General features: G+C 67.3%; 20 protein-coding genes and 1 pseudogene. 11 read left to right on the top strand and 10 right to left on the bottom strand.

Features of this window, described 5'->3' with window-relative positions; translation table 11 throughout:
- Positions 1 to 15: 15 nt before the first annotated feature.
- The 4 genes from JK364_RS56485 to JK364_RS51130 all read right to left on the bottom strand — a co-directional run bounded on the left by JK364_RS56485 (position 16) and on the right by JK364_RS51130 (position 2515).
- Complete coding sequence (locus tag JK364_RS56485) at positions 16 to 216, bottom strand: type 1 glutamine amidotransferase family protein (RefSeq protein ID WP_230993833.1); 201 nt, start codon at positions 214 to 216, stop codon at positions 16 to 18.
- Entirely contained in the window at positions 152 to 463 is a 312-nt protein-coding gene (locus JK364_RS56480; protein ID WP_230993830.1) for a type 1 glutamine amidotransferase family protein, read from the bottom strand. The genes JK364_RS56485 and JK364_RS56480 overlap by 65 nt, the downstream gene beginning before the upstream one ends.
- Positions 464 to 616: 153 nt before the next feature.
- Positions 617 to 2077 (bottom strand): caspase, EACC1-associated type, encoded by a 1461-nt coding sequence (locus tag JK364_RS51135; RefSeq protein WP_201858344.1) that lies wholly within the window; start codon positions 2075 to 2077, stop codon positions 617 to 619.
- A gap of 93 nt (positions 2078 to 2170) precedes the next feature.
- Positions 2171 to 2515: an effector-associated constant component EACC1 gene (locus tag JK364_RS51130; protein WP_201858343.1), complete on the bottom strand. Its 345-nt coding sequence runs from the start codon at positions 2513 to 2515 to the stop codon at positions 2171 to 2173.
- Positions 2516 to 2875: 360 nt separating this feature from the next.
- On the opposite strand from JK364_RS51130, the pseudogene JK364_RS51125 reads away from it, so the two are divergent.
- A pseudogene (locus tag JK364_RS51125) lies at positions 2876 to 3415 on the top strand (ATP-binding protein); the annotation flags it as partial.
- Between the two features lie 82 nt (positions 3416 to 3497).
- Positions 3498 to 4520 (top strand): S66 peptidase family protein, encoded by a 1023-nt coding sequence (locus JK364_RS51120; protein ID WP_201858342.1) that lies wholly within the window; start codon positions 3498 to 3500, stop codon positions 4518 to 4520.
- A gap of 450 nt (positions 4521 to 4970) precedes the next feature.
- Here the strand turns inward: JK364_RS51120 and JK364_RS51110 are convergent, their stop codons facing one another.
- Positions 4971 to 5813 carry an nSTAND1 domain-containing NTPase gene (locus JK364_RS51110; RefSeq protein ID WP_201858341.1) on the bottom strand — a complete coding sequence of 281 codons (843 nt, stop codon included), beginning with the start codon at positions 5811 to 5813 and terminating at the stop codon, positions 4971 to 4973.
- A 524-nt stretch (positions 5814 to 6337) separates the two neighbouring features.
- On the opposite strand from JK364_RS51110, the gene JK364_RS51105 reads away from it, so the two are divergent.
- The 5 genes from JK364_RS51105 to JK364_RS51085 all read left to right on the top strand — a co-directional run bounded on the left by JK364_RS51105 (position 6338) and on the right by JK364_RS51085 (position 10099).
- Entirely contained in the window at positions 6338 to 7918 is a 1581-nt protein-coding gene (locus JK364_RS51105; protein ID WP_201858365.1) for an oxidoreductase, read from the top strand.
- Positions 7919 to 8023: 105 nt separating this feature from the next.
- Entirely contained in the window at positions 8024 to 8521 is a 498-nt protein-coding gene (locus tag JK364_RS51100; protein WP_201858340.1) for a hypothetical protein, read from the top strand.
- A gap of 175 nt (positions 8522 to 8696) precedes the next feature.
- The gene (locus tag JK364_RS51095; protein ID WP_201858339.1) at positions 8697 to 8834 is read left to right on the top strand and encodes a hypothetical protein; all 138 of its coding nucleotides are present in this window, start codon (positions 8697 to 8699) and stop codon (positions 8832 to 8834) included.
- A 147-nt stretch (positions 8835 to 8981) separates the two neighbouring features.
- Entirely contained in the window at positions 8982 to 9848 is an 867-nt protein-coding gene (locus JK364_RS51090) for a 3'-5' exonuclease (RefSeq protein WP_201858338.1), read from the top strand.
- A gap of 113 nt (positions 9849 to 9961) precedes the next feature.
- Positions 9962 to 10099, top strand: a complete 138-nt coding sequence (locus tag JK364_RS51085) for a hypothetical protein (RefSeq protein ID WP_201858337.1) — start codon at positions 9962 to 9964, stop codon at positions 10097 to 10099.
- A gap of 24 nt (positions 10100 to 10123) precedes the next feature.
- Here the strand turns inward: JK364_RS51085 and JK364_RS51080 are convergent, their stop codons facing one another.
- The 4 genes from JK364_RS51080 to JK364_RS51065 all read right to left on the bottom strand — a co-directional run bounded on the left by JK364_RS51080 (position 10124) and on the right by JK364_RS51065 (position 13884).
- On the bottom strand, positions 10124 to 11524 hold the full coding sequence (locus tag JK364_RS51080; protein ID WP_201858336.1) for a hypothetical protein: 1401 nt from the start codon (positions 11522 to 11524) through the stop codon (positions 10124 to 10126).
- Positions 11525 to 12021: 497 nt separating this feature from the next.
- Positions 12022 to 12390 (bottom strand): hypothetical protein, encoded by a 369-nt coding sequence (locus JK364_RS51075; RefSeq protein ID WP_201858335.1) that lies wholly within the window; start codon positions 12388 to 12390, stop codon positions 12022 to 12024.
- A gap of 97 nt (positions 12391 to 12487) precedes the next feature.
- On the bottom strand, positions 12488 to 12895 hold the full coding sequence (locus JK364_RS51070; RefSeq protein ID WP_201858334.1) for a hypothetical protein: 408 nt from the start codon (positions 12893 to 12895) through the stop codon (positions 12488 to 12490).
- Positions 12896 to 13056: 161 nt separating this feature from the next.
- Entirely contained in the window at positions 13057 to 13884 is an 828-nt protein-coding gene (locus JK364_RS51065) for an alpha/beta fold hydrolase (RefSeq protein WP_201858364.1), read from the bottom strand.
- A gap of 78 nt (positions 13885 to 13962) precedes the next feature.
- On the opposite strand from JK364_RS51065, the gene JK364_RS51060 reads away from it, so the two are divergent.
- Positions 13963 to 14562 carry a helix-turn-helix domain-containing protein gene (locus JK364_RS51060; protein WP_201858333.1) on the top strand — a complete coding sequence of 200 codons (600 nt, stop codon included), beginning with the start codon at positions 13963 to 13965 and terminating at the stop codon, positions 14560 to 14562.
- Positions 14563 to 15019: 457 nt separating this feature from the next.
- Positions 15020 to 15535 (top strand): GNAT family N-acetyltransferase, encoded by a 516-nt coding sequence (locus tag JK364_RS51055; protein ID WP_201858332.1) that lies wholly within the window; start codon positions 15020 to 15022, stop codon positions 15533 to 15535.
- 151 nt (positions 15536 to 15686) lie between these two features.
- Here JK364_RS51055 and JK364_RS51050 read toward each other — a convergent pair whose 3' ends face one another.
- Positions 15687 to 16988 carry an MFS transporter gene (locus JK364_RS51050; RefSeq protein WP_230993825.1) on the bottom strand — a complete coding sequence of 434 codons (1302 nt, stop codon included), beginning with the start codon at positions 16986 to 16988 and terminating at the stop codon, positions 15687 to 15689.
- A gap of 334 nt (positions 16989 to 17322) precedes the next feature.
- On the opposite strand from JK364_RS51050, the gene JK364_RS51045 reads away from it, so the two are divergent.
- Positions 17323 to 18057 carry an IS110 family transposase gene (locus JK364_RS51045; RefSeq protein ID WP_201858331.1) on the top strand — a complete coding sequence of 245 codons (735 nt, stop codon included), beginning with the start codon at positions 17323 to 17325 and terminating at the stop codon, positions 18055 to 18057.
- A 7-nt stretch (positions 18058 to 18064) separates the two neighbouring features.
- Positions 18065 to 18404, top strand: a 340-nt coding sequence (locus JK364_RS51040; protein WP_201858330.1) for a transposase, incomplete at its 3' end; no start/stop codon positions are given.

Below are 18404 nucleotides of genomic sequence, written 5' to 3'. Positions count from 1 at the left end.
ATCGACGTGGTCACGTCACACCGGTGGCTGCGGATCGTACTGAATACCGCGGCGCACCTGACGCGCGCGTTCCGGAGATGACAACCGGGCGACGGGGTGGAGAGCCATGTCGATGCCGGCCGAGACCCCCGCGGGGGTGACCGTGTCACCGTCATCGACGAACCGCTCGTCGGCCCGCACGTCGACCGTCGGGTCGAGTTCTTTGAGTTGTTCCAACGAGGCCCAATGGGTGGTGGCCGGACGCCCGGTCAGCAGGCCCGGCCGCAGCGAAGACGAGCGAGCCCGTGCACACGCTCGTCATGAGCGGAACCGACCGGCGCTGGCGGCGCACCCACTCCAGGTGCCGGCTGTCGTTGAGCTGAGGCCGGGTTCCCCGGCCGCCAGGATGCAGCAGGACGTCCAGCGCTGGCATGTCGTCCATCGAGTAGTGCGATCCGATCGTGAGCCCCTTCGAGCAGGCCATGGGCTTGCCCTCGGCGGAGAAGCAGAACGTTGCCCACTCGTCCTCAGGCAAGATCCGCGTCCAAGGACAGGACCTCCCAGGGGCCGACGTTGATCCCCACCGTCGGGCTGCACTATGTCTGAATTCTGTCTCACGGCGGCTCAACTGTGGCCATCAGCGAGCCCATGCGGCTGTTTGGAAGGGATGTTCGCGATTGATGGCAGTGACGCCTACTTGCCCGGCGCAGGTCCACTCCAATTCCAGATACCACTCAACGTAGTGATGCTCGCACTGTGTGGTTATCTCGAAGACCTCGGGATCACTACGGGAAACGGTGTATAAGAATGGCGGACCGGACAGCCTCGGTGAATCGGAATCTAGATCAAGTTCGTACCTTCGCACCTCCACGGCTGCCATGGGAATAATAAGATCTCCGTCCAGCGGAGGCTCTCGGACTACGACCACAGGTCTCAACGCCCGTAGCAGGACGGCTTGGTCGCAGACGGCCTCGACATAGAGGCGGACGGTATGGCCACCGAGGGGAGCGTGCCGCCGCCCGTCGCTTGACGAGGCGCTTCCATTTTCCGCTCCTCTCATCGTCGTCACGACCAGCGGGTCGCCCGAGGAGCTTTCTAGGCTCGGTGAATACCGACGCTGGGCGAATATGTGGCCTCGATCGGCAGCCTTTCGATAGTAGTGTTCGGCTTCTGTGGTGTCGCCCTGTTGCTCCAGGAGACGACCGAGTTCGAACATGTCGTCGACATCGGAGCGGGCGCCTGATCGCAGCCGACGTTCCGGATCCTTCATTGTTGCAAACCGCATCGCTTCAGCGGCATCCCGGTAGGGGTGCCAACCCTTTTCTCCCGTTGATAGATTGAGCACCTCGCTCCCGACTGGCAGCGAGTTCGGGGCAAGCGCGAGCCAGCCGATCGTTCCGGTGTTGCGCTGCTCGGGCCGTGGAAGCCCGCGGCTGACGAGCGTTCTCGAGAGGTGTTCGTGGGCGGCCAGCAATGTCACGAACTCGGCATCGCTGTCGAGACCGTTGCCCAGCAACTCAAGCAGTTCGCCGGTATAGGCGGTGTTTCTCGCGTCCGCAGGAGACACGGCGGCACGGTTGGCCGCCGTCGATGCCAAGGTGCAGGTCCCGGATATCTCTATCTGACCGGCGACCATGCTCTCCACATCGGCCATCACATCGATTGCCATTCCAGAGAAGCAACAATCGAGGATCAGAACACGGTTTTTGGCACGTGCGTTAGCGAGAGCGCCTCGCAACAACGAAAACGGCAGGCTGCTCCACGACACGAGGTCTCGGTCGACCCGTGACCCTGGGAGAGATAGGTAGAGCTCGCCATCCGGCCCAATCAGGCCGTGGCCCGCGAAGTAGACAAGCAGGAGATCCTCGGCAGTTGCAGCCAAGGTTGTCAAGCGTTCGCCGATCACCACGCGATCGTCCTGATCGAGCAAGGCAGTGCAGCAGTCGGGCTGCAACCGCGTACCCTGGTCGCTGGTCAGAATCTCGGCTAAGTCCTGGACGTTGTTCTTGATGGCGGGCAGGTCCGGCAGTTCGGGATCCACATAGCTGCTCGTGCCGAGCAGCAGGGCTCGTGACGCCGTCGGGTCTGGCAGTCTCACGCTACCCCCCACCATCTAGTCTGGTCGTTGAGCAAACTCATTGCGTGGGTCACTCTGGCAGGCCCGCTGAAGAGGTCGAAGTAGACATCTCGGTTACTTCTCCAGCGCCTTCCTCAGCAGTGGCTCGATGTCTTGCGCGGGCGCGTCGCGCACATGCACTGTGACAGACTGCCCGTTCTCGTTGGTGACTTCGAGATCGATCGAGGGGCGACGATGCTTGATCCACACCGAGAGCGAGGTCGCAAGTGCCACTCCGGCACCGTTGGCGCTCAGCGCCACGAGCAGCACATCGCTGATAGCACCCATCTGTTCAGGCTGGATCGGACCACGCTCAATCGAGATCCGGCCCCGTAGCAGGTCCTCCCGGGAGAGCCAGTCGCTCAGCTCAACTAGTGCCGACTGCGCTTGAGCGCCCGACAACCGAATCTTCGTGCTCATAGTCTTTGCTCCCCTCAGCAAGCGGTCACCGCTGATGTTGAGTATGTACCCCGACTCGGATGTGCGCTGCGGATACCGAACGATGTGCTGTCGGTAGCGCGCTTGGCAGCAGTCAGTCGTCGGCCCCGTGCTGAGTGCGGCGAGGGGCTGCTCGGTCGGCCCGACGATCGAACTCAGCGCTGCTTGGTGCTCCGAGTGGCCAGCTTCTCGCCATCGCTGCCAGCAGCGGCATCACCCTACTGATACGACCTGCTCGAAATAGCGTGCGTCGTTCGCCGCGACCATGCCGACGCCGTCCGCAACGACATCATCAGCAACGTCGGTACTGTCTTGCCCATCAACCCCGGATAACTGCGGGCGTTCGACTTCGAAGCCAATCCCAACATCGACCCGGCCACCGTCAACACCCTCGCCACCTGTGAATGGGTCAAGAAAGGGGAGCCGCTCTGCCTGATCGGCGACTCCGGCACCGGCAAGTCCCACCTGCTGATCGCCCTGGGCACCGAGGCCGCGATGCACGGCTACCGCGTCCGCTACGTGCTGGCCACCAAACTCGTCAACGAACTGGTCGAAGCCGCCGACGAGAAGCAACTGTCCAAGACGATCGCCCGCTACGGCCGCGTCGATCTTTTATGCATTGATGAACTCGGCTACATGGAGCTTGACCGCAGGGGCGCTGAACTGCTGTTTCAGGTTCTGACCGAGCGCGAGGAGAAGAACAGCGTCGCCATCGCTTCGAACGAAAGTTTCAGCGGGTGGACGAAGACCTTCACCGATCCGCGGCTCTGCGCGGCCATCGTCGACCACCTGACCTTCAACGGCGCCATCATTCAGACCGGCACCGAGTCCTACCGCCTCGCCCACACCAAAGCCCTGGCCGAACAGACCCAGGCCAGCTGACCGGGCGCCACACAGGGGGGCCACCGGGTGGCCGATCGGTAAATGAGTAGCGTGTTGTCATGGCTGTCGCGACACTGCCTCGGTGACCCATCCCGCACTGCCTCAACTGCTGCGCCCTCGCGCCCTGGGGCCCGGAGACCTCGTCGTCGTCGCGGCGCTGTCCGGGCCGCTCGATGCCAGATACGCGCCCGATCTCGAACGGGCGGTGGCCGAGATCGAACGGATGGGATTCCGTGTGCGTCTCGCGCCGCTCCTCGAAGCCGGACGGCACCGCTGGTGGAGCGCGGCTCGGCCGGACGAGATCGCCAAGGAGCTCAACGGTCTACTGCGTGATACCGAGGTGCGCGCGATCGTCGCGCACGACGGTGGCCAGACGGTGTTCGGATACCTCGACCTGATCGACTTCGACGCGATCAGGGCCGACCCCAAGCCGATCCTCGGCTACAGCGACATCTCACTGCTGCACCTGGTGCTCTACGCGCGCACGGGGCTGGTCGGGTTCCATGCCGACCTGGCCACGCCCGGTCTCGGAGGGCACTGGCAAAGAGCGTCCGCGGCCCGCCGGGAGGAACTGGGGAAGCTGTACTCGACGCTGCTGACCGGCACGGAGCCGATCGGTGCGCTGCCCGCCGGCCCGTCGTGGGAGTGCTGGCGTGCCGGGCGTGCCGAAGGTCCGCTTATCGGCGGGGTCATCAATCGCATCGTGCTGGCGCAGGCGACGCCTTTCGCGCTGCCGCTCGAATGCTTCGACGGCGCGGTGCTGTTCTGGGAGGAGCTGGGCGGCCAGGCATCGTACGTGTGGAGCTATCTGCAGATACTGCGGCACAGCGGGATTCTCGATCGGATCTCCGGCATGGTCGTGGGCGTTCCGGAGGCGATCGACGGGCTCGATTCGCCCGACGGCTCTCCGAGCCTGGCCGAGATCGTCCTCGACGTCCTCGGTGACCGCGACATACCGGTCCTGGGCAACGTAGAGGTCGGGCACGCAGGCGCGAATCTGCCGATGCCGGTCGGTATCCGTGCCGCCCTCGATGCAGAGCAGCGGACGTTGTCGCTGCTCGAACCGGCGGTACGGCCGCACGCGATGACGGGACCGCTCGGCTGAGCAACGCGGAACAGCGATTCGACGGCCTCGGTAGCCCAGGGGCCGACTCACGCTTTGGTGATCGCGGCCTTGAGTCGTTGTCCGGCCTGTAGAAGGGGTCGTTCATGAATACCTGGTGGCTCGTGTTGATCAGCTTGTCCAGGAGCGATTCGGCGACGACCGGGTTCGGGAACAGCGAATACCAGCCCTGGGCGCCCGGTTGGCGGTGATCGCGTTCGAGCGGCTCGCGGCGATGCGCCGGGAGATCAGCTGTAGAGGTCGCCGACTTGAGTGGGAGTGGACGTCAGGCCAGACGCGGTGGAGCGGAGAGCGAGAGGACCAGCTTCTGACATCAAAAGTCACTGAGATTGATCTTGATGCTCGCCGCAAAACGACTCCCGAAGTCACGTCGAAACGACTCCCTCAGAAACCGACACAGCCACTCCGCCGACAACTACAGGCCACGAAGCGTCATCGAGCACGGAAGCTGTGCCAGAACCGCTTGAAGTGAACGAAGCCAGCGCCGGGATCGCGGCCGAGGGTTTGCCACGGGTGGGCGGCGTCGGTGAGCCGGCAGTGGAGACGCAGGCGGTCGCGGTCTTCATCGATCCACTTCCGTAACCGCGGCCAGGCGGCGATGAGGGCCTCGCGTGCGAGATGCACAGTGCTGCCGTCGAGGATGACCAATCGTGCCTTCACCAGCCGCTCCAGCACCTCGGCGGTAGCGGAGGAGGTTCCTGTCTCCAGTTCTTCCCGGGGTGCGGGCCGCCGGGTGTCCTGCGCGCCCTCTCCCGGGGTGATCAGCCGTAGCAGGATCCGGCGGGCGCAGGCAGCTTGCGGCGGGATGAAGCGGGTGTAGAGGTCTTCGGCGGTCTGGGCGCCGGCGCCGTGCACGCCGCCGGCGGCTTCGCAGGCGGCCAGGCTGAGGGCGCGGCCTTTGCGGCGGTGCCAGGTCTCCAGCAGGGCGTGGAACATCAGGGGCAGCGCGCCGGGTTCGCCGTCGACCTCGTCGATGATGCGGGCGGTCAGGGTGCGTTCGACGATGAGCCCTGCCGCCTGGGCGGGCTTGACGACGGCCTCGCGGAGTTCGTCGCGGTTCATGGGCGGCACCAGGAGAGTGGCGTCGCGCAGGGCGTCGGCGAGGGGGCGGTGGCCGGCCAGGTGTCCGAAGAAGTCGGCCCGTACCGCGATCAATACCCGTAGCCGGCTGTCGGGGGCCCGGGCGGTCAGAAGGCGGTCGATGAACCGGGTGCGTTCCGCCGGATCGGCGCAACACCCGCCGACACCACACACACGTACGCCGCCGGAGCCCAAGCTGCCGCTCCTGTTCCTCCTCCGCGCACTGCCGGCACCTCCGGTACACGACGCAGCCCCGGACTTCCCTGCACACCGGGCACCTGCGCCGAACCGTCATCGCCGCCTGCTGCCTGGCCGACAACGGCCGCATCGCCGCCGCATCATCCGGGTCATACAAAGGGAATTCGCCCCACCCGTGCCCGCGCCGGTACTTCCGCAGCAGCGCAACCGGCTCTTGCCCCTCGGCCGGCTTGAGCCACTGCTCCTTGAGCTGAGTCATCGTGCGCAGATGGTCCGGCACCTCCCCGACCAGTAGACGGGCAGAGCAACCGGCTCGGTCGACCTGGTCACGAGAACCTCCACGGGGCGAAGCCGAGCTGAAAGGACGCAATATCAGGACACACCACGGCACTGACAGACGATGGGGCGCTCGGGCCGTCGGGGGGGCTCGGCGCGCTTTGCGCAGTACTGCCCCGTGCCGTCGAGGCCGCATCTCTCTGTGGTCGCCTTCCGATCCGCGCGTGGTCGGCAAGGCGAGCGCGATGGCAGATCAATATTCTGTAAGAGCGCTCTCATACGACCAGTTGACTTCCGCGGAGCGGGAGCTGTCGGATGCGTTCCCCATGGGGCGTCAGGTGGACCTGCGCACGGGGGTGCCCGAGGACGACCGTGTCGCCGAGGGTGGACAGTGGGGCCCGGGGCGGACGGTTCGGGCCGCCGTGATCGTGGCGCTCCTCCAAGGGGCGAACACCGCGCAGTCGGGCGCCATTGCATGCCTCAGGCTCGCCGGGGGTCGGATATCCGGGCGCCTCAACCTGGCCGGAGCGCAGATCGCTCACGTCCTCTGGTTCGAGGACTGCTGGTTCGAGGAGGGCGTGGACCTTTCCGGAGCGTCGACCCAGTCGATTGTGATCGTGGCCAGCCGGGTGCCGGGCCTGGAAGCCGGCCTGACCCGTGTTGAAGGACGCATCGACCTGCGGCGCTCTCGCCTGGAAAGCGGCTCTGCCTCGCCTCTCCACCGTAAGGTCACCGCGTTATCGCTCATCAACGCCCACGTGAGCGGTGCCGTGAACCTCAACGGAGCTGGGATCGCCGCACCTGAGGAATGGGCAGTGTCCGCCGGCGGGCTGGTCGCTGAGGGCGGTGTCTACTGCCAGGGCGGATTCGTTGCGCATGGTGAACTCCGTTTCATGGAAGCCCAGCTGCCGGGCGGGCTGCACATGCGCGGTGCACTACTGAAGCGCCCCGGACAGCGTGGGGTGGCGCTGGTCCTGGACAATGCTGTGGCCTCGACGCTCGACTTCTCCGACCGGTTCACAGCGAACGGGATCGTGCGGCTGTGGGGTGCCCGGGTCTCGGACAACGTGACCTTTGAAGGAGCCGTCCTGAACGGGCCGCGCGACGGTCAAGGCCCGTCATTGACCGCCTCACGGATGCAGTCAGCCGACTTCGACTTCGCCCTCGCCCGGTCACCCTCCGGGGCCGTGGACCTGCGGGGCGCCCAGGTGTCCCACCTTCACGACAGCAGGCACAGCTGGCCGGACGTGGTGGAGCTGGACGGCTTCGTCTACGGCTCCATCCAGAGGGACGAGGCAGGCGAGCGGCGGGAGGCAGTGCGGCAGCGGGACTCCGTGGCCCACCGCGTGGCGTGGATACGACGCAGCCCCGGATACAGCCCGCAGCCCTACGAGCAATTGGCGAGCTGGTACCGGAAGGCCGGCCACGACGACGACGCCCGCCGCGTGCTCCTGGCCAAACAGCGCCATCGACGTCAAACTCTTCACCCGGCCGCGCGCGTGTGGGGGCACCTGCTCGACGCGACCGTCGGTTACGGCTACCGCCCCTGGCTGGCTGGTATCTGGCTCCTCGCGCTGACCTTGCTGGGCACGCTGTCCTTCGGCAGCCACTCCCCCAACCCGGTTAAACAAGGGGAAAGCGCCCCGTTCCAGCCCCTCGTCTACACACTCGACCTCTTGATCCCCATCGGTGGTCCGGGCCAACGCACGGCCTGGTACTGGTCGAACGACAGCCTCCAGTGGCTGGCCTACCTCCTGACCGCCTTCGGCTGGGTGCTGGCGACCGCTGTCATCGCGGGCGTCACCCGCACCCTGCAGAAAAGCTAGCGACCGACGAAGGCCGCAAAAGGCGATGTTCGACCAGCGTCTGGCAGCCGTGCGCGATGGTGATGTGTGAGATCACGGAGATGAGGCGCTGATAGGGTCTTGACCATGTCCAGCCAACAGCAGCCAGGATGGAACAATGCTGGTCAAGGGGGACCTGTTGCGCACGGCCCCTCCCCGTATGGCGAGCCCCAGCCCTATCAGCCGTATCCGAACGGCGGCGCGGTCCCGGGCGGGCACCAACCCCAGCCGATGCCGGGGCCGGTCCGGGCCGCACAGGTGCTGTTCTTCGTGATGAGTGGGCTCGGCCTGCTCGGCATGGCGCTTGCCATCGCGACGGACCACGTGGAGGCGGCCGGGTCAATCTTCGCCACGTCCCTCCCAGCGTTCTTGGGCCTGATCAGCGCTCTGCGCTTCTCGAAGAGGAAGCCGGGCTCACGGGGTACGGCGACCATCACCGCTTCGCTGATGATCATCGTCGGACTGGGCACCCTGGGACAGGGACAACCTGCCGGACTGATCCTGGGCGGAGTTGGTATCGCCATCGTCATCCTGCTGTCCCAGCAACGGTCCGGTCACTGGTTCGGCCGCCCAGCCCGCACCTGACCGGCAGGCACCGCGCCGATCCGCCGACATCGCGACCGGGCCATGCGCTTTCACTAACAGCACGTTCCCGTCGAGCCGCACCTCGGCACCATGCACATGATGCGACTCGACCGCCTGGTTACCGGCGCCTCACGCGCTGACCGGAACAGCAGGGTGTCGGCATCAGCGGGTCGGCGTGGGGCAGCGTCCGGTCGCATACGTCTACACCCGCTGGTACGGGAACCGGGTGGAGCCGTGGGATCCGCAGGAGTCGGCGAAGATGCGGCCGCTGTCGGCTCTGCAGCGCCGCCAGATGCAGCAGCGGCGCACCTGAACCGACTGCGGCGAGGTGTTCCCGGTCCCGGTGTGGGGGATGTGCGGCCGGTGCCGGGACCGGGAAGCACAGCGCCGGGCGGATCCGCGCCGCCGGACGTGCCAGGACTGCGCCACCGTCTTCCAGACCCCGGCGCCGGCCAGGAACTTGGACGGCGAGATGTGCCTGGCGCGCGACGAACGGATCGAGCGCGGACGCCGGATGACACGGTCGCTGGTGGAACGCTCCTGCCGGCGCTGCCTGGTGCAGCTGTTCCCGCTCACGGTGTGGACAGCGATGAGCGAGCGCGAGCAGGCGATGACCGACTGGCACTGCGCGCCGCGCGAACGCGAGATCGAGCACAAGCATGTCGAGGCGCAGCGGCGGGCCGACCGCGCCCGGTGGGGCGACCTCGGGCCGACCATCACGTGGGCGCACAAGATCCTCACTGACCCGGACGTGTACGCGATTCTGGACACCGAGACGACGGGACTGGCCGCGACGTCGCGGATCGGGGAGATGGCCGTCACCACGGCGTCCGGGACGGTGCTGCTCGGCACGCTCCTCAACCCGGGCGAGCCGATCCCGGCCCAGGCGACGGCGATTCACGGCATCACCGATGCCATGGTGGAAGGCGCGCCCACCTTTTCCGAGATCCTCTCCCGCCTCACCGAGGCCCTGGCCGGGCGCCGCATCGTGGTCTACAACCGGGAGTACGACACCGGACGGCTGCTGTGGGAGCTCCACCCGCACCACCTCGTCCAGGGCACGGTCGACTTGACCAGGCAGCCCGGCTACGGCGAGCGGCTGCACCCGGCCGCGCGGGCGCCTGGCTGGACGCGCAGGCGTGGGAGGAGTGCGCGATGGAGCAGTACGCCGCCTTCTACGGCGACTGGCACGACTACTTCGGCAGCTACACCTGACAGAAGCCGAGCGGCGGCCACCGGGCCCTGGGCAATGCGCGTGCCGCCATCCAGCGGCTGGAGGAAATGGCCAAGGGCCGTGGGTTCGAGTTTTCCGAAGGGGGCTCGGTAGCGAACAGACGGGCGATGCTCCCGTAACCGTACTCCGCCGGGCCCGGGTTCGTACGGGCCCGGCGAACCCGGGGTTCGACGGCGGCCGAAATGCCGTTGGACATCGAAATGTCAGTGAGCGCGTTTCACCTGGAGCGGTGCGTCAACAAGCTCAAGCAGTGGCGCGGCCTTGCCTCTCGCTATGACAAGACCGCCACCGGCTGCAGAGCAGCTCTCCTCGTCGCAGGCATCCTCATCCGGGCCGCTCGGTGACCCGACGGAGACGGCTTGGGCCGCCTACTCCGGATCCTCGCGCAGGCTGCTGGAGGCGGAAGGTGTCTTTTTGTCTGACTTCGGCGGCCAGGCGTACGGGTCCAGCCTTCGGTGCAGGGGGCGTCCGGTCCCCCCGTGTTTCTCCTCGTACGCGGCAGCTCGGATCGTGCCGAAGGAGACCTTGCTGTGCTGCATCACGTCTACCCCCTCCACCCGGAAGGTGATCCATCCTGCGCCTTCCTGAGGCCCTGACACCCAGGGGGTGACGACGCTGCGAACGTTGGTCTCGCCCGCCACGATGGTTCCCCTGTGACCGTCGGGGTCGGAGATCTTCACTCCGGTGTCGGTGAAAGCAAGGCGGCTCTTCGTACCGCTGGGTCCCTCAACCCACTGTGCGGTCACGCTGTTCAGGTCCGCCGTGTCGGCCGAGACGGTGCCTCGCTCCTGCCCTCCGTCCCTGCGGACGTCGATGCCGGACTGGGGGAACTCGATCCGGCCGTCGGTGGTGCCGCGGCCCTGGACCCATGCGGTGTTGACGCCGTTGAGGTCGGCTTTGTCGGCGGCGACGGTGCCCGGCTCCTGGCCTCCGTCCTTGCGGACGTCGATCCCCGACTGAGGGAACCCGATCCACCCCTTGCCCCTGTCGCGGTCGCCGACCCACTCGGTGTTGACACCGTTGACGTCGATGCGCTCGGCGGTGACGACACCGAGGTCATCGCCCGGGCCGTGGTGGACGGTGATGCCGGTACCGGGGAAGTCGATCCAGCCGGAGTCAGCGGCCTTCCCCCCGACCTTCCCGGTCCTCACATCGTGCACGTCGGCGGTCCCGGCCTCGACCGTGCCCAGAACACGGTTGTGGTCCTCGACCTTCACACCGTCCCCGGTGAAAGTGACCCGGCCCCGGTCTGTCGTCCCTTCGACCCACAGGGCGCGCGCTCCGCTCTCGAACTCGGGGATGAGCGCGTGGACGGTGGTGGTGAGGAAGTACCCCTCCTGTATGTGCCCGTCGCTGCCGGGCGTCCCGGCCACAAGGGTGTAAGTGGTGCCCCGCGTCAGGGAACGGGTGGGCGTGTGGTGGTAGGGCCCGTACGGTATCGGGGCGGGCCGCACTGGCGGATTGACGCGTTCCACAGACCCGTCCGGATAGCGGATCCCGTACGTGAGGTTGGTCGGCCCGTCCCAGTACAGGACGACGTTCTGGCCTGCCCCCACCAGCGAGTGTTCCGCGCGGAAGTTCTGCGGGACCTGCGGCGTCTGCTTCACCAGCGCGAGCTTGGTGTAAGAGGGGTGGCCGGGCATAGACGTAACGGGCGTTTCGCCGCCGTAAGCAATCTCGTGGATCTCGATGAGAACAAGCCCCGGATGGTCGGAAACCGGGATGTTCTCCAGCGTCAGAGTCAAGGACTCCTGTGCGGGCAGCGTCATCGGAAGTTTCGAGGGGCGTGCGGCCCGGAAGCGGCCCCCGCTGTGCCGAAAGAAGCCCGGGGGCTCCTCACCGGGCGGCGTTGGATAGCTCCTGGTGATATTCGCTTTGATCGCCGCAGCGTCGCCGGTCAGGTCACCGCTGCCGGTACCGGTCGGAATCAGCACATCGATGTGCCGACAGATCACGTCAGACCGGTGCGTGTTGGAGACGACCACGTACACCGTCCCTACGGACGGCGCCCCAGGACGCGAGGCTTGCGGTGATGTCGGATCCGTGACGATTTCATAGTGCAGCACGGAGGGCATGGGTAAGGACTCCCTACCTTGGCTTTCACACGATGCGGGCAGAAGACGCGCAGTGGAGCCGGGTGTTGCCGGGTGTCGTTCAGATCCTTCGAGGCCACGCGCCCCACCAGGGGACACATACCAACAGACCCATCCGAAAGTATGCAGCCCCCACCCGTCCAAACCCCGCGATCCTCTGACCGTGTCCCGAATCAAACCCCTGCTTGACCAGAACCACACCGCAGGAACATACCGACACCACCAGCACCAACACCCGCGCGGCACCCAGGATCCTCAGGAGCGTGGGCCGTCGCCATCGCCGCGGGCCTTCGGCCGTAGCCGCCCAGGTCCGGCCGCCAGTCGCGGATATCCAGCTTGAGCGTCTCGGTCATCCGTGTGCCGACGCGCCGCCACAACGAGGCGACCATGTAATCCCGGGCAGCCGGCAAGAACTTCCGGGCCTGGCCCAACGACCCCCGCCAGCCGGCGAACAACTGGTCCACTTCCGCCTCCGCCGGCGGGATCCGCGGCGTCCCGTACTCGCTCTTCGCCGGACGGTTGAACTCGTCGATCGGCGGCACGAGCACATGGCCGGTCAGCGCGTGGATATCCCCCTGGTAGCGGACGACCAGGAAGTCGAAGTACCGCGCGAGCGTCCACGCCTCGCGCTGGACCGTGCTATGCCCCAGCTTCTACGGCCGTGGTGGCCGGGTCCGGCGCGGGCGGCCTCGCGGTCCACTCAGCGGCGGCCGCCGTAGCCGCCGTGTTCCTCTCCTGGCAGGTGGTGCACAGGGTGTGGTCATAGTTCCGGGTAGGGCGGTGGTGTTTGACGTAGGTGTACCGGTCGTCGCTGAACTTCTCCCCGCAGTCGGCGCATACCGGCCGGTGATTTTCCCACTCGGCCAGGCGGTGAGCCTCGTGCCCTGCCCGGGCGGCGGCGAGTTCCTGCTCGTGCGGTTGATCGCCGTCGGGGTTGTCGAGCGCGTCGGTGAGGGTCTGCCGGCCGGTGCGGCCCAGGCGCCGCCACACCGCGGCCTGGGCGCCGTGCTCCTTCATCAGGGCGAGGGTGGTGACGACGACGGGCACAGCCTGTCGGCAGCCCGCATCTACCGGGGCGGACGGCCGGAGTGCCCACAGCCCTCGGTCACCTTCGTGGAAGACGACTCGACACCACCATGAGCAACTTTGATTGGGCTGACCGCCGGCCGCCAGAGGGCCCGCACGCCATCAGCCGCGGGTGGAGGTAGTTATCCCAGGAATGCTGTTGTGGTCGCCACGAACTGGTCGGGGTCGTCGAGCCAGGGGTAGTGGCCAGCTCCCGGCTGAACCACGAGCGTGGCATCAGGGAACAGCGCCGCGAACTCAGCCGCCGACTGAGGGGGGCTGTTCAAGTCGAACTCTCCGGCGAGCAGCAGCACGGGGACCTCGCAGGCGGCGAGCGCCGCACGAGTGGTCGCCGGGTTGAAGGCGCCCTCGGCCGCGAAGAGAGCGACAGCTTCCTTGTTTTTCGGCTGGCTTGACGCGTGATGGTTCTGTGCCGTGGCGTCCCAGCGGCCCCAGAGGAAGGGAGCGAGGGCTTCCCAGTCGCTGCCCGTGCCCTCGACGATCGCCTCCAGAGCGGCGAACGCCGCAGGGAACCACGGCTCGTCCTTCCGAAGCTGCGCGAGTTCGCGTCGCATCTCCCCACTGATCTCGATGCCAACAGTTCGGGGACTGGGACCGATCAGGGCGAACTTGCCGACGTTTTTCGGGTACCGGGCCACGTATTGCGTCGCAAGGTTCGTGCCGGCGGAGTGGCCGAGCAGGTCCATCCGAGGGAGCGCGAAATGTTCACGCAGCGCCTCGACGTCGTTGACCAGGTGATCGCAGCGGTAGGAAGAGGTGTCTTCGGGAATCGCGGACCGTCCGGTGCCGCGAAGATCCAAAATGATCAGCTGACGGTGCGTGGACAGGCCGCCCAGGTCGCCGAGGTAGAGGGAGTCCGTGGGACCTCCGGGGAGGCAGACGACCGGGTCGCCGTCTCCGATCACGCGATAGGCGAGCCGGGTTCCGTCAGGTGCGGAGAAGGTAGGCATGACGCGGATCATGCCAGCCATAACCAGGTTATACAACCTAGTTATGGCAGCAGAGCCACTCGGGTATATAACCGAGCTATGGCAGGCGAAAAGGACACACCCCAGAACCCCGAAACGCTGACCGAGGAACAGGCTGAGCGGATGCTCGCCGGCATGAACGAGGTCATCCGCGCGGGCGAGGAGATGCGAAAGCTACGCGCCGAAATGATCAAGATGTTCGCCGACTTCGGCTGGACCCAGGACAGGATCGCCCAGCTCACCGACATGAGTCAGCCCGCCGTGTCCAAGCAGGTGACGAAGTACAAGATGGGCGACCCACTACCCCCGACGAAACTCTCTCTCGACCAGCACGACGTGCCCTGGCTCGAAGGACGCCTCTGGGGCCTCGCTGAGGAAATCTCCGAGAACTACGACACCGCCCGCTGCACGCGCTACGTCCACGCCATCGCCAGAGGGAAGAAGCGCTTCACACCCCAGAACGTCGACGAGCTGCGGCGCCTCGTCGAAGAGGACCTGACGCTGCACCAGGCACAGATGCCCAGCAGCTACCGGAACGCATACGACGAGATCAGTCGCGGTCTCGACATCCCCGCGGAGGTCACCACCACCGCATCAGCCTCTGTGCGTCGTGCCCTCGCTTACCAGATCCAGCGCGACCAGCTCAGGGGCGGCTCCTGAGCGGTTGTCACTACAACCGGAGCTCCACAGATTGCACCGACCCCACACCACCAACCCGCACGACCTGCCCAGACCCAACCACCGTCCGTAGTACACCGTGAAGAGACTTCAGTTCGCCTGGACTCCGGGCCCTCGACAGACAGTGACGGCGCGCGGGGCGGGTGTGGGAGGTTGCCTCTTCTCGGTGCACTGCGCATCACACGCACCAAGGGGACGATGCGGCCAGTAGCGAACATGGTCAAGGGGTCAGCATCGGGTGCGGCATGCCTTGGACAAGGGCGCGTACTGGCCGCATCTACACCGCGATCCGTCACCCTGCGCGTGCGCGTCGCGGTGTGGTGCGAACCGGTGCGCAGGATGCGGTGCATCGCCGGGGCCGGTGATTGCGTCCCGGAGCGGCAGCACGAGCGAGCCCCGGATTACCGATGAGGCCGTTGCCTTCGGCAGGATGAGCGCCATGGCCGAGATCCGTACACCCCGCCTCCTCCTCCGTCGCTGGCATGACGCTGACCTCGCGCCGATGGCGGACATCAACGCGGACCCGCGGGTCATGCGCTGGATTGACGACGGCTCGGTGCACGACCTGGACCACACGGCAGAGGCCATCGAGCGGTGGGAGGAGGAGTGGGACGAGGAAGGCTTCGGACCCTTCGCCGTCGAACTGCTGGCCTCGGGCGAACTGGCAGGCTTCACTGGCCTGTCCGTGCCCGAGTACCTGCCGGAGGTACTGCCCGCCGTGGCCATCAGCTGGCGGCTCGGCTCACAGTTCTGGGGCCAGGGATACGCATCCGAAGCCGCCCATGCCACTCTGGAGTTCGCGCTCCAAGACCGTGGCCTCGACCGCATCATCAGCATCAACCAGGTGGGTGACAACGCCTCCGAGAACGTCATCCGCAAGCTCGGCATGGTGCCCGAGCGCCGCGCCATCGATCATCACCGGACAGCCAACCGCTGCCCCTACGTCCCGGACTGATCGCCACGGAGCGGACACCCAGACGAAGGACGTTACATTTTCCGTCGCTGACCTGCGCTTTCAGGGGACTGCGGTCAGAGCCGATTTTAAAGAGCCCTATCAGAAGGGCTGGTTGCTGGTGTTCGGCACGGCCCAGTCGATGCGGCAGCACCTACAACAGGTGCTCGGCGTCACCCCGACCACCTATCGCTGGCCCTTCCGGGCCGGGGACGACGGGATCGGAAGCGGCAGGACGGGAAGCGGCGGAGCCGAGAGTTACGGCGGTGTCGGCTCCCGGCGCTGAACGGCCGGCCCGGCGTACCTCGCCCCACCAGCCGACCCCCGTCAGCACCAGGGTCAGGCCGACTCCGGCCAGGATGGCCGTGGACGGTACCACCACCTTGAGGAGCGCACCGGCCAGCGACCCTGTCGCCGCGTAACCCGCACCCGCCGCCGCGTACATCACCGAGTAACCCGCGGCCAGAGCGCCCGGCGGAAGTGCCTCGCGCAGGGACAGATTGCGGGTGAGCATCGCGCACGACTGGAGCGTGCCCCCCACGACCAGCGCGGCGGTGATCCCAGCCGGGTGAGGCGTCAGCGCCGCCAGGGCCACGCAGGCCGATGTCCCGGCCATCAGCACCACGCTGCGGGTGCGCAGCCGCCCGGGCCAGGACCGAAGACCGTGGACGAAGGCGCCGAGCCCCCCGCCCACCGCCATGCCGGTCAGCAGCGGACCGGACCAGCCGACGCCGACGCCGCGCTGTTCGAGCAGGGCCGGCAGCACGAGTTCTGCCAGACCGAGCAGGGCCAGACTGGCCGCGCCCATGACGTACACCGGCCAGACGCCGGTCAGGATTCGCAGCAGCGACGCGCCCGTCCGATCCTCGCCGCCCGTGTCGTCCGCGCCCCAGCTGGCCGGAAGCAGCCACAGGCCCGCGACCGACGACGCCATCAGGGCGGCGCCGAGGAACAGCGGGACGGGCGATGCGACACCGAGGGCCAGACCGGCAACCGCGGCCGGGGAGACGGCCCAGATGCCGGCCGTCAGTATCGACTCGACGGACAGCGCCTGCGCTGTCGCACGCTCCGGGACGAGCACGGTGAGCAGCGTGCGCAGGCCACCGGTGGCAGCGGCCGGGGCGGCACCGGCGAGACACGCAAACCCGGCGAGGACCGCCGGATACGCGTCGGGGAACACGCCGAGGCCCGCGAAGGCGGCGGCTCCGACCGCGAGTCCGACGGCCAGGTGAGCGCGGGCGCGGTCGGGGCGCAGGCGCATCCCGAGGAAGGGGGCGCCGGCGATCTCGCCGATGACGTAGGACGCCGCGAGGATCGCGCCCAGGGAGTAGCCGCCGGGGCGTTCGCGCACCAGGAAGACCAGGGCCAACGGGGCCATGGCCACCGGCATGCGGGCGCCGACGGTGGTGCAGGACCAGATCAGGACCTGCCTCGAGGCGACGTCACGGTAGCTCATGGGGCGACGCTAGAGGTCAGCACTGACATTTAGCTTGGGGCGTGGCCCTCCGGGATCTTCGGGGGCTGCGTAGGGTGCGTCGGGTCCGGTTCTTCCGGCATGGCTGGATCACTGACCGAAGCGTCTCCTTGCAGGCGACTTCTTAACGCTGATCGACGGCTGGTCGAACCTCCCGACGCACGTGCGTCCCTGTTGGAAACCCGTGGCCACGGCCAGCGTGGACCACTGCTACCGAATGTCCGGTCAGCACAACCCTGCGGAACACGTGCCAAGCAGGTCGTGGCGGAAGGTCTGGACAACGGTCAACCTGCCGCCGCACCCGACGGGAGCCCTGTTGAGACTGCATCTGGGAATCGACGTGGCCTGCCGGGCCTCACACCGGGCCACCTGCACCGACGCCACCGGAGAGATCCAGTTCTCCGGCCGGCGCTTCACCACCACACCCACAGACCTGGAACGGTTATGGGACAGTCTGCCCACCACCGACGACGTCGTCGCCATCATGGAACCGACCCGCAACGCGTGGGTCCCGCTCGCCGCGTGGTTCCAGCGCCACGGCGCCAAGGTGGTCCTGGTGCCGCCAGAGCAGTCCGCTGACCTGCGCGACTACTACTCCAAGCACACCAAGAACGACCGGCTCGACTCCCGGGTCCTGGCCCGGCTGCCGCTACCGCACCCCGAAGGGCTGCGGGAACTGTCGGACACAGGACCGGCCAACGCACTGCGCCGAGCTGTCCGCCGCCGCAGCTCACTGGTCGAACGCCGCACGGCCACCTTCTACCGGCTCGATGCCCTGCTCGAACTCCTCGGGCCCGCCTGGGCAGACGCTCTGGGCACGGGCTCGTACTCCAAAGCCGCTCTGGCCGTGCTGGAGAAAACCGGCGCCGACCCCCCACGCCCTGCGGCGACTGGGCCGCAAGCGCCTGGCCGCCCTCCTGATCCGGCACAGCCGCGGCCAGTGGCGCGAGGAACACGCCGAACGAATCGCGGGCGCCGCCCGGCAGAACCTTCAGCTCTGGCCCGACGGCGCCCTCGACTTCGCCGAACTCGCCGAGGACATCGCCGGTGAGGCTCACATGGCCACTCACCTGAACGCACAGATCACCACCCTGGAGGACCGGATCACCGTCCTCTACGAAGAAGCCGACCCCGGCCGGATCATCGCCTCCGGCCCCGGTCTCGGCGTCACCACCGCGGCGGGAATCCTGGGCCGGCTCGGAGACCCGAACCGCTTCACCAGCCTCGCCGGCATCCGCGCCTTCACCGGCCTGGTCCCCCGCCTCAGTCAGTCCGGACTGACAGGCCGCGACGGACCGCCCACCCGCCAAGGACATCCTGGCCTGCGCGAGACGCTGTTCAAGGCCGCGGACATCGCCCGGCACACCGATCCCACCCTGGCCGCCCGCGGCCGCCCGA

It is taken from the genome of Streptomyces endocoffeicus (genome assembly GCF_016741935.1).
Lineage (GTDB): Bacteria > Actinomycetota > Actinomycetes > Streptomycetales > Streptomycetaceae > Streptomyces > Streptomyces endocoffeicus.
Note: the sequence above shows the minus strand (reverse complement) of the source record. Positions and strands in the feature narration are given on the sequence as shown.

What these genes read in the sequence shown, in the direction of transcription:
- JK364_RS56480 (WP_230993830.1), bottom strand. Translation starts at nt 463, where the DNA reads ATGGCCTGCTCGAAGGGGCTCACGATCGGATCGCACTACTCGATGGAC.
- JK364_RS51130 (WP_201858343.1), bottom strand. Translation starts at nt 2,515, where the DNA reads ATGAGCACGAAGATTCGGTTGTCGGGCGCTCAAGCGCAGTCGGCACTA.
- JK364_RS51105 (WP_201858365.1), top strand. Translation starts at nt 6,338, where the DNA reads ATGGCAGATCAATATTCTGTAAGAGCGCTCTCATACGACCAGTTGACT.
- JK364_RS51100 (WP_201858340.1), top strand. Translation starts at nt 8,024, where the DNA reads ATGTCCAGCCAACAGCAGCCAGGATGGAACAATGCTGGTCAAGGGGGA.
- JK364_RS51080 (WP_201858336.1), bottom strand. Translation starts at nt 11,524, where the DNA reads ATGACGCTGCCCGCACAGGAGTCCTTGACTCTGACGCTGGAGAACATC.
- JK364_RS51065 (WP_201858364.1), bottom strand. Translation starts at nt 13,884, where the DNA reads ATGCCTACCTTCTCCGCACCTGACGGAACCCGGCTCGCCTATCGCGTG.
- JK364_RS51060 (WP_201858333.1), top strand. Translation starts at nt 13,963, where the DNA reads ATGGCAGGCGAAAAGGACACACCCCAGAACCCCGAAACGCTGACCGAG.
- JK364_RS51055 (WP_201858332.1), top strand. Translation starts at nt 15,020, where the DNA reads ATGGCCGAGATCCGTACACCCCGCCTCCTCCTCCGTCGCTGGCATGAC.
- JK364_RS51050 (WP_230993825.1), bottom strand. Translation starts at nt 16,988, where the DNA reads ATGAGCTACCGTGACGTCGCCTCGAGGCAGGTCCTGATCTGGTCCTGC.